This window comes from Paenimyroides ummariense, from assembly GCF_900115115.1.
GTDB classification, from domain to species: Bacteria; Bacteroidota; Bacteroidia; order Flavobacteriales; family Flavobacteriaceae; genus Flavobacterium; species Flavobacterium ummariense.
In genome coordinates this window covers 40180-54856 of record NZ_FOVI01000020.1, presented here as the reverse complement: position 1 = coordinate 54856, position 14677 = coordinate 40180, and the positions used below count along the sequence as shown (strand labels likewise).

General features: G+C 35.0%; 15 protein-coding genes and 1 rRNA gene. 10 read left to right on the top strand and 6 right to left on the bottom strand.

Annotated elements, in window-relative coordinates:
• The 3 genes from rrf to ligA form a co-directional block, all read left to right on the top strand.
• Nucleotides 1–92 (top strand): 5S ribosomal RNA (rrf, locus tag BM253_RS13005); the annotation flags it as partial.
• Nucleotides 93–547: 455 nt separating this feature from the next.
• A complete protein-coding gene (locus BM253_RS13000) occupies nt 548–1021 on the top strand; it encodes a DUF6495 family protein (RefSeq protein WP_091525137.1) in 474 nt (157 codons plus the stop codon).
• 18 nt (nt 1022–1039) lie between these two features.
• Nucleotides 1040–3040, top strand: a complete 2001-nt coding sequence (gene ligA / locus BM253_RS12995; RefSeq protein ID WP_091525134.1) for an NAD-dependent DNA ligase LigA — start codon at nt 1040–1042, stop codon at nt 3038–3040.
• A gap of 321 nt (nt 3041–3361) precedes the next feature.
• Here ligA and BM253_RS12990 read toward each other — a convergent pair whose 3' ends face one another.
• The 3 genes from BM253_RS12990 to BM253_RS12980 are packed head-to-tail and all read right to left on the bottom strand — an operon-like array spanning nt 3362 to nt 5586.
• Complete coding sequence (locus BM253_RS12990) at nt 3362–3850, bottom strand: hypothetical protein (protein ID WP_091525130.1); 489 nt, start codon at nt 3848–3850, stop codon at nt 3362–3364.
• A gap of 45 nt (nt 3851–3895) precedes the next feature.
• Nucleotides 3896–4807, bottom strand: coding sequence for a bifunctional metallophosphatase/5'-nucleotidase (locus BM253_RS12985; protein WP_091525126.1), 912 nt, complete (start codon nt 4805–4807; stop codon nt 3896–3898).
• Nucleotides 4807–5586, bottom strand: coding sequence for a 5'-nucleotidase C-terminal domain-containing protein (locus tag BM253_RS12980; RefSeq protein ID WP_091525123.1), 780 nt, complete (start codon nt 5584–5586; stop codon nt 4807–4809). Before BM253_RS12980 ends, BM253_RS12985 begins: the two co-directional genes overlap by 1 nt.
• A 103-nt stretch (nt 5587–5689) precedes the next feature.
• On the opposite strand from BM253_RS12980, the gene dapA reads away from it, so the two are divergent.
• The 7 genes from dapA (at nt 5690) to recN (ending at nt 12130) form a co-directional block, all read left to right on the top strand.
• Entirely contained in the window at nt 5690–6565 is an 876-nt protein-coding gene (dapA, locus tag BM253_RS12975) for a 4-hydroxy-tetrahydrodipicolinate synthase (RefSeq protein WP_091525119.1), read from the top strand.
• A gap of 20 nt (nt 6566–6585) precedes the next feature.
• Nucleotides 6586–7098 (top strand): ferritin, encoded by a 513-nt coding sequence (locus BM253_RS12970; protein ID WP_091525116.1) that lies wholly within the window; start codon nt 6586–6588, stop codon nt 7096–7098.
• 153 nt (nt 7099–7251) lie between these two features.
• Nucleotides 7252–8061, top strand: coding sequence for an outer membrane protein assembly factor BamD (locus tag BM253_RS12965; RefSeq protein WP_091525113.1), 810 nt, complete (start codon nt 7252–7254; stop codon nt 8059–8061).
• A 4-nt stretch (nt 8062–8065) separates the two neighbouring features.
• Entirely contained in the window at nt 8066–8374 is a 309-nt protein-coding gene (locus BM253_RS12960) for a DNA-directed RNA polymerase subunit omega (protein ID WP_091525109.1), read from the top strand.
• 7 nt (nt 8375–8381) lie between these two features.
• Entirely contained in the window at nt 8382–9590 is a 1209-nt protein-coding gene (gene coaBC, locus BM253_RS12955; protein ID WP_091525105.1) for a bifunctional phosphopantothenoylcysteine decarboxylase/phosphopantothenate--cysteine ligase CoaBC, read from the top strand.
• The gene (porD, locus tag BM253_RS12950; RefSeq protein ID WP_091525101.1) at nt 9580–10467 is read left to right on the top strand and encodes a type IX secretion system protein PorD; all 888 of its coding nucleotides are present in this window, start codon (nt 9580–9582) and stop codon (nt 10465–10467) included. The genes coaBC and porD overlap by 11 nt, the downstream gene beginning before the upstream one ends.
• Nucleotides 10468–10477: 10 nt before the next feature.
• Nucleotides 10478–12130, top strand: coding sequence for a DNA repair protein RecN (gene recN / locus BM253_RS12945; RefSeq protein WP_091525097.1), 1653 nt, complete (start codon nt 10478–10480; stop codon nt 12128–12130).
• Between the two features lie 83 nt (nt 12131–12213).
• Here the strand turns inward: recN and BM253_RS12940 are convergent, their stop codons facing one another.
• The 3 genes from BM253_RS12940 to BM253_RS12930 form a co-directional block, all read right to left on the bottom strand.
• Entirely contained in the window at nt 12214–12963 is a 750-nt protein-coding gene (locus tag BM253_RS12940; protein ID WP_317040963.1) for a maleate cis-trans isomerase family protein, read from the bottom strand.
• Nucleotides 12964–13090: 127 nt separating this feature from the next.
• Nucleotides 13091–13999, bottom strand: a complete 909-nt coding sequence (locus tag BM253_RS12935) for a fumarylacetoacetate hydrolase family protein (RefSeq protein WP_091525090.1) — start codon at nt 13997–13999, stop codon at nt 13091–13093.
• 15 nt (nt 14000–14014) lie between these two features.
• On the bottom strand, nt 14015–14659 hold the full coding sequence (locus tag BM253_RS12930; protein ID WP_218154379.1) for a DNA alkylation repair protein: 645 nt from the start codon (nt 14657–14659) through the stop codon (nt 14015–14017).
• Nucleotides 14660–14677: the final 18 nt, after the last annotated feature.

Here is a 14677-nt window from a genome sequence, read left to right as displayed (position 1 = left end):
GGCTCACCTCTTCCCATTCCGAACAGAGAAGTTAAGCCCGATTGCGCAGATGGTACTGCATCTTAATGTGGGAGAGTATGTCGCCGCCTTTTTTTAAGAAGAGGATTACTAAGATAGTAATCCTCTTTTTTTGTTATAGGTGCGGCGTGTCCCTACGGTCGATCCGCCGCCTTTTTTTAGAAAGTCCTTTACAGAAATGTAAGGGACTTTTTTGTTTTAGATAGGTTTGGATTTAATAACAGATGGATAGTACACCTCGACAGGGTGTGTTTGGCTAAAGCTCGGCGCAATTGATTTTTCAGCCACAGATTCCACAGATTTGAAGTAATTTAAAACATACAGTATCAAACACCGCACATTGAACACGCAACTGCAATAGGGATAGAGCGATTGTTGGAGCTATTTGTTTTGGAAAAACAAAAGCGACTCGCGACAGCCCGACCTGTAGCGACAGCGGAAAGGATTGCTTTAAATGTAATTTAATAATCTTTTTAAAAATGGTAGAACTATAATTTAATCCTTGTATTTTTGCTTAAAATAAAGATTAATGAAATACGCACGTTTAACAAAGGAACAATTAGAGGAATTACATGTAGAGTTTGCTAATTTTTTGGCATCGCAACAAATTGATAAAGCAGAATGGGAACAGTTAAAGATTGATAAACCTGAAGTTGCCGAACAAGAAATTGATATTTTTTCTGATTTGGTGTGGGAAGGTGTTTTAAAATCGGCACAATATATTGAGCATTTTTCAAAAAACTATATTTTTCTTTTTCGCTTTGATGACAAGGAGATTGATACTATTGTTATAAAAAACACGAATGATCAAATTGACTTTTTAACTAAAGAAGGTTTGCAATGGTTAGGCGATAATCTGTATGCAAATGATGTGGAGATTCGTTTTGGTGCAAAATCCTTTGGTGGTGATCGCAACGGAGAAATCTTTGATATTATTCAGCAAGGCGGAATTTTAAGTCAGGGAGAATTGTATCAGCAGATAAAATCGATCTTAAAAAAATAATTTCAAAACAATATTTCAATGGATATTTCAACAGAAATTGTTTCGCTTCGCAACGAATTAAATCAACATAATTACAATTATTATGTTTTAGATAATCCTACGATTTCAGATTTTGAGTTTGATCAAAAACTAAAGAAGTTACAGGAATTAGAAGAGAAACATCCGGAATTTTTCGATGAAAACTCGCCAACGCAACGTGTAGGCGGTAGTATAACCAAGAATTTTAATACGGTTGTACATGAAAATCGAATGTTTTCTTTAGAGAATTCGTATTCGCAAGAAGATCTAATTGATTGGGAAAAACGTATCCAGAAAGTTTTGGGAAATGTTGCTGTTGAATATGTTTGCGAATTAAAATACGACGGTGCATCGATTTCGATAACTTACGAAAACGGAAAACTTGTTCGTGCGGTAACTCGTGGCGATGGTTTTCAGGGCGATGATGTTACCAACAATATAAAAACCATAAAATCGGTTCCGTTACAGTTGAAAGGTAATTATCCGCCAAAGTTTGATATCCGCGGTGAAATAATTCTTACACTTGCCGGTTTTGAAAAAATGAATATGGAATTGGTCGATATTGGCGAAACTCCGTATTCAAACCCAAGAAATACGGCGTCGGGCAGTTTAAAACTGCAAAACAGTGCAGAAGTTGCCAAGCGTCCGTTAGAATGTTTGTTGTACAATATCGTTGGCGCAAACAATTATTTTAACACGCACGCCAATTCTTTGGAAGCCGCGCGCTCATTCGGATTTAAAGTTCCAAATCAATCAAAATTAGTCAAAAGTTTAGACGAAGTTTTTCAGTTTATAAATTACTGGGATACACATCGACACGATTTACCTTACGAAACCGATGGCGTTGTAATTAAGGTTAACGATTTGTTTCAACAGGAAGAATTAGGCAATACGGCAAAAAATCCGCGTTGGGCAATTGCGTACAAGTTTAAGGCAGAGCAGGTTAGTACGGTTTTAGAAAGCATTTCGTATCAGGTAGGCAGAACCGGCGCTATAACGCCTGTGGCAAATTTAAAACCGGTGCAATTGGCGGGAACAATCGTTAAAAGAGCGTCGTTACATAATGCCGATCAAATTGAAAAGTTAGATGTTAGAGTGGGAGATAGTGTTTTTGTGGAAAAAGGTGGTGAGATTATTCCAAAGATTATAGGTGTTGATTTTACAGGAAGATCTGCAGATAGTGTTAAAACAGAATATATTGCTGATTGTCCTGAGTGTGGAACCGTTTTGGTTAGAAAACCAGGCGAAGCACAACATTATTGTCCGAATTTTTACGAATGTCCACCACAGATTATTGGTAGAATTGAACATTTTATCAGCCGTAAAGCTATGGATATTGACGGATTGGGTGGCGAAACGGTTACTTTGCTGTATAAAAACGGATTGGTTAGTAACTATGCCGATTTGTATGAATTGAAAAAGGAGCAGGTGCTTCCATTGGAACGTATGGCAGAAAAATCGGCAGATAATCTAATGAAAAGCATCGAACAATCTAAAGAAATTGCTTTTGAACGTGTGTTGTTTGCATTAGGAATTAGATTTGTGGGTGAAACCGTAGCTAAAAAACTGGCAAAACATTATAAAAATATTGATGCGTTAATGCAGGCAGATTATAGTGAACTGATAAATGTTGATGAAATTGGCGATAAAATAGCTTTGAGTATTCGATCATTTTTTAAAGACGAAGGAAATTTGCAATTGATTAACCGACTAAAAGATTACGGTTTGCAGTTTGCTGTTGAAGCGAAAGAAAGCACGCAGGTTTCTAATAAATTTGAGGGAATGACAATGGTTGTTTCGGGTAAGTTTGAAACTTTTTCTCGAGATGAAATCAAACAAAAGATTGAAGATTACGGCGGTAAAAATGGAAGTTCGATCACCGGAAAAACTTCGGTAGTTGTTGCAGGAGCCGATATGGGTCCGGCGAAATTAGAAAAAGCTACAAAACTCGGAATTCCTATCTGGACTGAAGATGATTTTATAAATCAGCTGAATAATTAAGTATTCTTCAAAAAAAGAAGTAATAATTACTTAAACATTACTAAATGTTCAAATAACCAAGCTGTGGTAATTTTGTATTGTAATAAAAAAATGCAATATGAAATCTATTGAAATGAAATCTGTTTTAAAAGGAGTTATGAGTTTGTTTGTCTATGTTGCCTTAATGGTATTAGTATTTTCGAACTTATAAAATGGAAATTACTACAATGTAAAAGAAGGTTAAATGATTTGCGAAAGCAATCATTATTTGAATTAGTTAGTTAAAATATGAAAGCATCCATTTTAGTGGATGCTTTTTTTATATCGATAAGACGAAAAATATTAAAAAGGCTCTTCGTATGTATATTTTATTATACCATCTTTAATTTCATATGTTTTATCATTATTGGTTAAAGTTGCAGAAAATGTCATATAAAAACACTTATTTGTGTTACTTATAACTTCGCTGTTTACCACTCCGTGAGTAATATTTCCAGAAAAGTATTCATTTCCCGAATAGTAATGAAATGAAAATTTTGATAGTAAATTTTTTCCTAATTTTTTGTAAGGAAGTTCTATACTAACAGCAACTTCTTTAGTAGGATCACTTTTATAATGTCCGAATCCGAGATCTAAAATGTATCCATTTTGAGTAAGCATTATTCCACGTCCCATTGCTTCCATTTGAATTGGTTCGCCATTAATATTCATTTCAACATACGTAGGATAACAGATTTGGTTAACTTCCTCATTCTTTTGATCATCATTAGAACATCCATAAAAAAATAGCGGTGCAAGTGCTAAAAAAAGAATTTTTAATTTGTTTCTCATTGTAAATGTTTTTATAAATATAATAAATAATGAGAAATAAAAAAATTACACATTTATAACCCTTGCAGTTGTTGATTTGTTTTTAAATTCATCAAAGTAAAAATCAATTTGCCCAACGCGAACGCCGTAACAGCCAACCTGATTTATAATTACTTCTTTTTGTTCGGCATTGAGTATAATCGTTGGTTTTTCGAGAAAAGTATGTGTGTGTCCGCCAATAATCAAGTCGATGTTTTTTGTTTTTGATGCTAAATCTAAATCTGAAATCATTTGAGAATTCCCTCCGAATTTATATCCTAAATGTGATAAGCAAATAATTAAATCGCACTTTAAATCATTTTTTAAAATTCGCGTAACATCTTGCGCAATTTCAATTGGGTTGTTCCAAACTGTTTCGCCATATTCGCTTTTGTTCACCAAACCTTCCAGCTTTATTCCTAAACCAAACACACCAATCTTAATTCCGTCTTTCATAAAAACTTTGTAGGGCTTGGTTAAACCATCCATTAACGTATTTTTAAAATCGTAGTTGGCATTAATAATATCGAAATTAGCTTTTTGTATTTGCTCTGCCAAGCTATTAACACCATTGTCAAACTCGTGATTTCCTAAAGTTCCGGCATCGTACTTCAACATATTCATGACTTTAATTTCTAATTCGCCACCGTAATAATTAAAGTAGGGCGTACCTTGAAACATATCACCGGCATCTAAAATCAAGGTATTCGGATTTTCACTCTTTACTTTATTGAAAATAGTAGCACGTTTTGCAGCACCACCCTGATTTGGAAATTTGGCATCGGTTTGCGGAAAAGTATCCAAATGACTGTGCGTATCGTTGGTATGCAAAATGGTAATGCGCTTTGTTTTTGCCGATGAAAAACTGCTTAACCCAAATCCTGTTAATGTTATGGCGGTTGCAGCCGATGTTTGTATGATAAAATCGCGACGTTTCATTATTCGAAAATTATTCTTGGTTTAGCAGAAGGATTCAATGTATCAATTTTAGTAAAATAAGCAATAAACATGTTTCTTAGCTTATAATCTAACGAATAATTTTCGGCCGATTTTAAAAGAAAATCCATTTTATCGCCACCTTTTGCCAAATAATCGTTTGTAATTACATAATAGGTTTTGTTTTTATCGATCGATTGATTGTTGATCTTTATATCCTTAACCAACTGATTTTTATCAACAAAAATTTCAATTCCACTTAACGGATGTGCCACTTTATTTGCAATAATAAAATTCGCCAATTCGTAAACACTTTCTCCTTTTAATCCCAAAACAATCGCGTTATTTTCAAATGGCATAATATCATAAGCAGTTCGGGTGGTAATAGCTCCTTTGGCAATAGTTGCTCTAATTCCGCCATAATTCAACAAGCAGAAATCAATTTTTTTACCTGTTCGTTGTTCAAAAACTGGGGCTGCAATTTCAAAAATAGCATCGGCATAAAAATTAGTCATTGGGTTTTGCCAGCGTTCAGCAGCTTTGTCCAAATCTTGCGGATTATAAGCTAAAATTTTTGATAAATCGTTGGTAATATGGTCGCGGTAAGGCTTTAAAAAAGCATCAATATCGCTATTGGTTTCAATAGTATTTGCAACTTCAATATAGGTTGTGTTAATTTTTGTATTGGTGTATTTTTTAGGTGCACAATTAGTGACTAAAAATGATGCAACGCCAACAATAATCAGGTAAAAATATTGTTTGTGCAAGTTTTTATATTTCATATTTTTTTTAATGAAAATGGTTAACTTTGTTACAAACAAAATTACAACGAATAATTTGTATCTTATTAAGACAAGATTATTTTTAACTTACTAATTTATTAAAATGAAATCATTTATAGGTACCGGTGTGGCGTTGATTACACCTTTTAAAAAAGATTTGTCGGTTGATGTTGAAGCTTTAAAAAGCATTGTAAAATATAATATTGATGGGGGTGTAGAATATTTGGTTGTTTTAGGAACCACTGCAGAAACCGCTACATTAACGAAAGAAGAGCAAGCTTTGGTAAAACAGATCATTATAGATGCCAATAACGGTAAATTACCTTTGGTTTTAGGTGTTGGTGGAAATAATACTGCAGAAGTTGTTAGCCAGTTGAATGCGGAGAATTTAAAGGGTTTCGATGCAATTTTATCAGTATCGCCTTACTACAACAAACCAACGCAGGAAGGAATTTATCAACATTTTAAAATGATTGCTGAAAATTCGCCTTTACCTATAATAATATACAACGTTCCGGGACGTACAGCAAGTAACATGTTGCCAAGCACCGTGGTTCGCTTAGCTACCGATTTTAAAAACATTATTGGAATTAAAGAAGCAGCAGGCGATATGGTTCAGGCAATGGAGCTAATTCGCAGCACACCAAACGACTTTTTAGTTATTTCGGGTGATGATATTATTACGTTGCCAATGGTATTAGCTGGTGGAGCAGGAGTGATTTCGGTTATCGGAGAAACGTTCCCTAAAGAATTTTCTGAAATGGTGCGTTTGGGATTAAAGAGAGATGTTGATGCAGCTTACAAAATCCATTACAAGTTAACCGATGCGATCAATATGATTTTTGAACAAGGAAATCCGGGTGGCGTAAAAGAAGTTTTTAAGCATTTAGGTTTGTGCGAAAATTATGTAAGACTGCCTTTGGTAAATGTTAATGATGATTTATCGAACCGTTTGGCTAATTTTGTTAAGAAATTCTAACCATAAAAAGAAAATAAACTATGTTATCAAAAGATTTGCAAACAGCTTTAAACAAGCAGGTAAAAATAGAAGGCGATTCATCGCAAATTTATTTGGCAATGGCATCTTGGGCAGAAAATCAAGGATTCGAGGGTATCGCAACCTTTATGTACGCTCAGTCTGACGAAGAACGCATGCACATGCTAAAACTAATAAAATACATCAACCAACGTGGAGGCGAAGCACTAATTCCTAATGTAGAGCAACCGCAGTTAGATCATTCCTCATTCAAAACATTGTTTAAGCAGTTGTTTGAACACGAAGTTTTTGTATCGCAAAGCATCAACGATTTGGTACATATTTCGTTACAGGAACGCGATTATGCTACACACAATTTCTTACAGTGGTATGTTGCAGAACAGATCGAAGAAGAATCAACAGCACGTACAATTTTAGATAAAATTAATTTAATTGGCGACGATAAAGGTGGATTGTATTTGTTTGATAACGATATAAAAAACTTTCCACAACAACAAGCCAATCAAAACATATAATAATTTAACGAATCATTAAGTTTAATTGTCAGGAAAGATGTCTTATTTTAGGACATCTTTTTTTGTTTAAAAAGATATTGTTCTGTAACAAGATAAATATTAACTTTGCGTTTGCTATTAAGTACATAGCTTTTGTATAAACAACAACAATTTATGAAACAAATTTCGTATATTCTTTTAACCGCATTACTGTTTGCAAGCTGCTCGCCACTTCAAAAAGCCTTAAAGGTAGATGACAGTGCTTATAAAAACGAAGTAGCCGACCAATTATACGAGAAAGGAAAATACAAACAAGCCATTCGTTTATACGAACAAGTAGAAAAGAAAGAAGGTTGGGCTGCCAATTACCAGTCAATGTATTACAAATACAGCAAATCGTATTACAATGCAAGAAAGTGGGAAGCTGCCAAACCAATGTTTCAAAAGTTTAATTTGCTTTATTTAGCAAGTCCAAACCGCGAAGAAACTATGTATTTAGAAGCGATGTCGGCTTATCAGATGTCCGAAGTTTTTACGTTGGATCAACACGTAACCTACGAAGGAATTCAAAAATTCGATGCTTTTTTATCGGCTTATCCTGAATCGCAATATAAAGAAGACGCAAATACAAAAAAACGAGAGCTTACCGAAAAAATTGAGCGTAAAGCATACGAATCTGCAAGATTATTCAACAAAATTGGAGAATATACAAGAGATTATAACGCGGCAATTGTAGCTTTAGATAACTTTTTGTTAGATTATCCGGGAACAGTTTATAAAACCGATGCATTGTTTTATAAGTTCGATTCAGCTTACAAACTGGCATTAAACAGTGTGTATTCTAAAATGGAAGAACGTTTAAAAAATGCTGTAAGTTTGCACGAAGATTTAATTGCTTACGATGCAAATACAAAATACAAAGACGAAGCAGACAGAATGCTTGAAAGATTAAAGAAAGAATTACAACAATTTTCAACAAAATAAGAAAATGGATTTAAAGAAAACCCACGCTGCGGTAAACACAATTACCTACAACAAAGCCGAAATTGAAAAACCAACAGGTAATATTTACGAAGCTATTACAATTATTGCAAAAAGAGCTAACCAAATTAATACCGAAATTAAAAAGGAATTAATTGATAAGTTAGACGAATTTGCAACTTACAACGATAGTTTAGACGAGGTTTTTGAAAACAAAGAACAAATCGAAGTTTCAAAATACTACGAAAAATTACCTAAACCACACGCTTTAGCAGTAGAAGAGTGGTTAAATGGCGATATAACATTTAAAGAATAGATAAAAAATGTCTGTCTTAAGCGGTAAAAAAATTATTCTGGGAATTTCCGGTGGTATTGCCGCTTATAAAACGGCAAGTTTTGTACGATTATTAATAAAAGCAGGTGCGCAGGTTCAAGTAATCATGTCACCTGCTTCTTGTGCTTTTATAACTCCGCTAACTTTAGCAACCTTATCAAAGCGACCTGTTTACACACAGTTTGAAAAAGATTTTGGCGAATGGACTAATCATGTAGAATTAGGTCTTTGGGCTGATTTAATGATTATGGCTCCTGCAACGGCAAACACATTGTCTAAAATGGCGAATGGCTTGTGCGATAATCTGTTGCTTGCAACTTATTTGTCTGCCAAATGTCCCGTGTTTTTTGCTCCGGCTATGGATTTGGATATGTTTGTACATCCATCTACAACAGAAAATATTCGCAAGTTAAAAAGCTACGGAAACATAGAAATTGAGTGTACTTATGGCGAACTGGCTTCGGGATTAATCGGTCAGGGAAGAATGGCAGAACCGGAATACATGCTTCAAACCATTACTGATTTTTTCAATAATGATTCGGCTTTAGATCTTAAAGGAAAAAAAGTTGTAATTACTGCCGGACCCACATACGAACCAATAGATCCTGTACGTTTTATAGGAAATCATTCCACAGGAAAAATGGGGTTCGATATTGCCAATGAAGCTGCGAAACGCGGTGCCGATGTAGTTTTAATTACCGGACCAACATCTTTAAAAACAGCGAACGATTCAATACAAGTTGTGAAAGTGCTTTCGGCAAAAGAAATGTATCAGGCTTGTCACGAAGTGTTTCCTTCGGCAGATATCGTAATTGGTGCAGCTGCGGTTGCTGATTATCGACCAAAAGTGGTTGCCGATCAAAAAATCAAAAAGAACGACGAAGAATTTACCATTGTTCTGGAGAAAAATCCGGATATTCTGGCATCATTAGGTGCTATTAAAACCAATCAGTTTTTAGTTGGTTTTGCTTTAGAAACCGAAAATGAAGTAGAATACGCAAAATCGAAACTAAAAAAGAAAAATTTAGACTTAATTGTCTTAAATTCACTAAACGATCAAGGTGCAGGTTTTGGTAAACCAACAAATAAAGTTACCTTTATAGATAAAGATTTTAGCATTTATCCACAGGAATTAAAATCGAAAGAAGCTGTAGCCAAAGATATTATTGACCAAATTGTTAAGAGTTATGTTGAATAAATTTGTATTGTTTTTTGTTTTATTAAGTAGCTTTTCTGGTTTTTCGCAGGAATTAAATGCCAATGTTATGGTTAATTCCGAAAGAATCCAGCAGTCTAACAAGCAGATATTTACTACGCTGCAAAACAGCATGCGCGATTTTTTAAACAATACAAAATTTACCAATTTAAACGTAAAACGCAGCGAATTGATCGATTGCAACGTAATGTTGGTAGTTTCAGATTACGATCCAAACTCAAATTCGTTTTCGGGAACGCTTCAAATACAGTCAACTCGTCCTATTTACAATTCAAGTTACGGAACATCGCTTTTAAACTTCAGTGATAAAAACATCAATTTTAATTATATCGAATTTGAGCCTTTGGTTTATTCAGAAAACTCCATCGGATCTAATTTAGTTGGAATTTTAAGCTTTTACGCGAACATCATTATTGGTTTAGATGCCGATTCTTTCGCCTTATACGGTGGAACGCCAAATTATCAGAAAGCAACAAATGTGGTTTCTATGATGCAGCAAAATGGCGATAAAGGTTGGGTTATGGGCGATCAAAACAACAGATACGCACTTTCAAACGATTTATTGTCGAACATGTATTCGCCGTACCGTGAAGCTTTGTACGAATACCACATAAAAGGATTAGATGTTATGTCAACCGATCCCAATCAAGGAAAAGCAGGCGTTGCAAACGCAATAAATTTATTGTCAAATGTACATAAAGCAAGACCAAATGCCTTGCCTACACGTATTTTCTTTGATGCAAAAGCCGATGAAATTGTAAAGGTTTTTGGAGCTGGACCAACGTATGATACTTCAAAATTAATAGAAACATTAACACGCATTAATTCTATTAACGGAACCAAATGGAACCGAATGTAATTCAACTACAATGTTAACACACTTATCAATTACAAATTATGCCTTAATTGCGCATACCGCTATTGATTTTACAAATAATTTAACCATAATTACGGGAGAAACCGGCGCGGGAAAATCTATTTTGTTAGATGCGCTTGGCTTGGTTTTGGGCAAACGTGCCGATTTGAACACGTTGCGAAATCCCGAGGAAAAATGTGTGATCGAAGCACATTTTAATATCACATCGTATCAGTTGCATTCATTGTTTTCAGAGTTGGATTTAGATTATGAAAATGATACCATTGTAAGGCGAGAAATTCTTCCGTCAGGCAAATCGCGTGCGTTTGTAAACGATGTGCCTACTACATTACAAAACCTTCAGCAGTTAGGAAATTTTCTGATTGATATTCATACACAGCATCAAACACAAGATCTTTTCAGCGAAAAATATCAGTTGAATTTAATTGATGTTTATGCCGATAATAGTAATTTGCTAAAAGAGTACCAGCAACAATTACAAAGTTTTAAAAAGTATCAGCAGCAGTTGAATCTTTTAAAAGAGCAACAATCGCAGGCATCCAAAGAACAAGATTATAATGCTTTTTTGTTAGATGAATTAACGCAGGCTAATTTAAAAAGCGGCGAACAGGAAGAATTGGAAGGTCAGTTTGAAGTATTGGCGAATGTTGAAAAAGTCGGCGGATTTTTAGAGCAAGGATATGCTGTTTTATCAAACGAAGAGTTCGGGATAACCAAACAGTTGTACGAGGTTAAATCGCAAATTCAAAAGTTGGCACAAATCAGCACAAAATACGAAAATCTGTACCAGCGTCTAGAAAGCAGTTTTATTGAATTGGAAGATATAGCCGATGAATTACAAACTGAATTACAACAACTGGTTGCCGATCCACAGCAATTAGAACTGATCAATCAAAAGTTACAATCAATTTATCAGTTGCAAAAAAAACACAATGTTTCATCGATTGACGAATTATTGGAAATTCAAAACGAATTATCGCAAAAAGTTGCCGGAGTTGAATCTATTGAAGAAGAAATAATTGCGGTTGAAAAATTACTGCAAAAGACCGAAGCAGATTTAAATGCTTTGGCACAAGATTTACATGTTAAAAGAACATCGGTTTTAAAAGCGTTGAGTTCAGAAATTGAAAATCTGATAAAGCCTTTAGGAATGCCAAACGCACAGTTTGATATTCAGTTAACTTACACCGAAACCTTTTTGAGCAACGGAAAAGACGAAGTAAGTTGGTTGTTTTCCGGAAATAAAGGAATGCAGTTTGGTTTGTTGAAGAAAACAGCATCGGGCGGAGAACTTTCCAGAATTATGCTTGCCGTAAAGTCTATTTTAGCACAAAAAAGTAAATTACCAACGATTATTTTTGATGAAATTGATACCGGAGTTTCAGGCGATGTCGCCGATAAAATGGGAACTATTATGCAGGAAATGGGCAATTACATGCAAATTTTTTCCATAACGCATTTGCCACAAGTAGCATCAAAAGGAAAACAGCACTTTAAAGTAACCAAGTTTGATGATGATAAGGTAACAACTTCAACCATAAAATTATTGAATACCGAAGAACGTATTCATGAAATTGCACAAATGCTTTCGGGCAATACCATTACAGATGCAGCTTTGCAACACGCAAAACAATTGTTGAATTAATATCCTGCAAGGTTTTAAAAACCTTGTAGGTATCAGAAAATTTTAAAACCTACAAGGTCCGTTAAGACCTTGCAGGATCAATCTTAATAATTCCCTTTTAACAAACTTCCGCCAATCGTAGATTTAGCTTCAATTCCTAATTTTTTCATCATTTCGTAAGTCGTACAAACTGCAGCCGATGTTACCGGAATACCAATTTCCTGTTCAATTTTATCAATTGCTTCCAGCGACGGCATTTGTACGCAGGCAGATGCTACCAGAACATCAACTCCGGTTAAATCCAACTGTTTGTAAATATCCAGTAAATTCAACGGGTTCTGAGCGGCAACTTCTAAATTATCAGCGATTTCCAAAGCAATACTTTCTTTTACTTTAAAACCTTGATGTTCAATATAATCAACAACCATATCAGTTAACGGACGCATATACGGCGTAATGATCGAAACCGTTTTTGCACCCAAAACATTCAAACCGTTAATCAACGCGCCGGCAGATGTTACAATTGGTGTAGGAAATCCGTTTGCAATCGTTTCCTGATGCAGATTCACTTCAGACACGCAATGATATCCGCGACCCATACTCATAATCGCCACCAAACACGCATAACCCATCACATCAACATGCGCGTCAGACAATTCCAACGCACATTTTAAACTCATCGCATCCATCGCTTCCAACTCTTCTTTTGTCACTTTTTTCATTCGCATTCTGCTTGAATGAAAAGTGAAGCGTTCAGGTAAAATAGTTTCGCGCGCCTTGAATATTGCCGGAATTTCGGTTTCCATGGTTACGTTGCTCGATGGAACTATTTGTCCGATTCTGTATTTTTTCATTTTTATTTTCTATATTTTGGGCGTTCCCCGCTGGGACGGGTCGGGCTTTTCGTTTCAATCTTTAAAATGTTTTTAAGAAACATTTTAAAGGATTTTCACTTCAATCCCTAACGCTTTGTTGTTGTAATTAAATTTCTTTAACAGTATTTACAATTGTTCCAATATTTTCCACATAACATTCCACAACATCGCCGTCTTTCATCCATTCCTGCGGATTTCTACCAGCACCAACACCAGCTGGAGTTCCTGTTGCAATGATATCTCCAGGTTCTATGGTAAAAACCGTACTTAAATCTTCGATTAAATCATTAATATTAAACAACAAGAATTGCGTGTTAGAGTTCTGTTTTTCGATTCCGTTTAACTTTAAAGAAAGATTTAAGTTATGTGGATTTTCAATTTCGTCTTTCGTAACCAAGAACGGTCCCATTGGTGCAAACGTATCCTGTCCTTTTGATACAATCCATTGTCCTTCTCTGCGGCAATCACGCGCCGAAATATCATTGATGATCGTGTATCCAAATACATAATCCATGGCATTTTCTTTGGCAACATATTTACCTTTTTTACCAATTACAACGGCTAATTCCACTTCCCAATCTAACTGCTGCGTTAATTTGCTATTTAATAAAATGTTGGTATTTGGTCCGGTAACTGTTGTAGGAGGTTTTGAGAAAATAATTGGTTTTTGAGGCAATTTTCCTGTAGTATCCAACGTGCGAGCGCTTTCGGCAACGTGTTCGGTATAATTTAAACCAATACCAATGATGTTTTTACGAGGTTTTTCAATAGGAGCTAAAATTTCAACATCTTTCAACGAATAAGAAATGTTTTCGAAATCAACTTCGCGTGTGTCTTCAATTAAGTCATTGATTTCAGCAATCACTTCAAATCCCATATCAATTAGTTCCAACATATCGTTTGGTAACGGAAAATTCGAAATTCCACCAAAATCTTCCATGTCCACAACCATATTGTTGTGCATAAATCCTAATCGCGGTTCGCTGTCTTGTGTTTTGTATGTAAGTAGTTTCATTTTATTGTTTATATATTATTTTTTAAGTTTTGCAACCTGTATGTTTATAAAATCGGGTAAATAATTTGGCGTACAATTTTTTGCGACCATTTCGTCTTTAAAAAGCCCGGTGCGTTCGCCAAGAGCAATGCATCTTTTTCTGTATTCCTGTTGATAAACGCCGATTTGCGCTGCGGTAAAATTCATAGCCCATTGCACTTCGGGAACTTCGTTTTCGATTTCTTTTTCAATAACCGAAAGGAGTTCTTCTGTATTTGGCGGCGGTGTTTGACCAACCCATCGTAAACGAGCCTGATGATACCAAAATATACGTCTTTGCAGACTTGATTTGTTGTTTTTCCATGATTCCATCAATGCTACGGTTTTCTTGTCTTTAGCCAATTGATTCGCCATTAACCAATCAATAAGCTGCAGTTTTTCGTCTTCTAGGTGTTTGTTTATGTCTTGATCTAACTGATTGATTACTTCTTGCGAAAGCAACTTTTTATCCATTATCAAAATTGCCAATTGTCGTGCAAAATACGATCCGGTTGACCATAATTCCATTGCCAATTCATGATCTTTCTTAATATCTTTTGCAATAGTACGCAAATCGCCCAATTTGGTGTTTTCGGTAAGTTGATCGATTATATTTTTTGCTTTCGGCGATAGTTTCATCATGGGTAGATTTTTTGAAGC

What these genes read in the sequence shown, in the direction of transcription:
- BM253_RS13000 (WP_091525137.1), top strand. Translation starts at nt 548, where the DNA reads ATGAAATACGCACGTTTAACAAAGGAACAATTAGAGGAATTACATGTA.
- ligA (WP_091525134.1), top strand. Translation starts at nt 1,040, where the DNA reads ATGGATATTTCAACAGAAATTGTTTCGCTTCGCAACGAATTAAATCAA.
- BM253_RS12990 (WP_091525130.1), bottom strand. Translation starts at nt 3,850, where the DNA reads ATGAGAAACAAATTAAAAATTCTTTTTTTAGCACTTGCACCGCTATTT.
- BM253_RS12985 (WP_091525126.1), bottom strand. Translation starts at nt 4,807, where the DNA reads ATGAAACGTCGCGATTTTATCATACAAACATCGGCTGCAACCGCCATA.
- BM253_RS12980 (WP_091525123.1), bottom strand. Translation starts at nt 5,586, where the DNA reads ATGAAATATAAAAACTTGCACAAACAATATTTTTACCTGATTATTGTT.
- dapA (WP_091525119.1), top strand. Translation starts at nt 5,690, where the DNA reads ATGAAATCATTTATAGGTACCGGTGTGGCGTTGATTACACCTTTTAAA.
- BM253_RS12970 (WP_091525116.1), top strand. Translation starts at nt 6,586, where the DNA reads ATGTTATCAAAAGATTTGCAAACAGCTTTAAACAAGCAGGTAAAAATA.
- BM253_RS12965 (WP_091525113.1), top strand. Translation starts at nt 7,252, where the DNA reads ATGAAACAAATTTCGTATATTCTTTTAACCGCATTACTGTTTGCAAGC.
- BM253_RS12960 (WP_091525109.1), top strand. Translation starts at nt 8,066, where the DNA reads ATGGATTTAAAGAAAACCCACGCTGCGGTAAACACAATTACCTACAAC.
- coaBC (WP_091525105.1), top strand. Translation starts at nt 8,382, where the DNA reads ATGTCTGTCTTAAGCGGTAAAAAAATTATTCTGGGAATTTCCGGTGGT.
- porD (WP_091525101.1), top strand. Translation starts at nt 9,580, where the DNA reads ATGTTGAATAAATTTGTATTGTTTTTTGTTTTATTAAGTAGCTTTTCT.
- recN (WP_091525097.1), top strand. Translation starts at nt 10,478, where the DNA reads ATGTTAACACACTTATCAATTACAAATTATGCCTTAATTGCGCATACC.
- BM253_RS12940 (WP_317040963.1), bottom strand. Translation starts at nt 12,963, where the DNA reads ATGAAAAAATACAGAATCGGACAAATAGTTCCATCGAGCAACGTAACC.
- BM253_RS12935 (WP_091525090.1), bottom strand. Translation starts at nt 13,999, where the DNA reads ATGAAACTACTTACATACAAAACACAAGACAGCGAACCGCGATTAGGA.
- BM253_RS12930 (WP_218154379.1), bottom strand. Translation starts at nt 14,659, where the DNA reads ATGATGAAACTATCGCCGAAAGCAAAAAATATAATCGATCAACTTACC.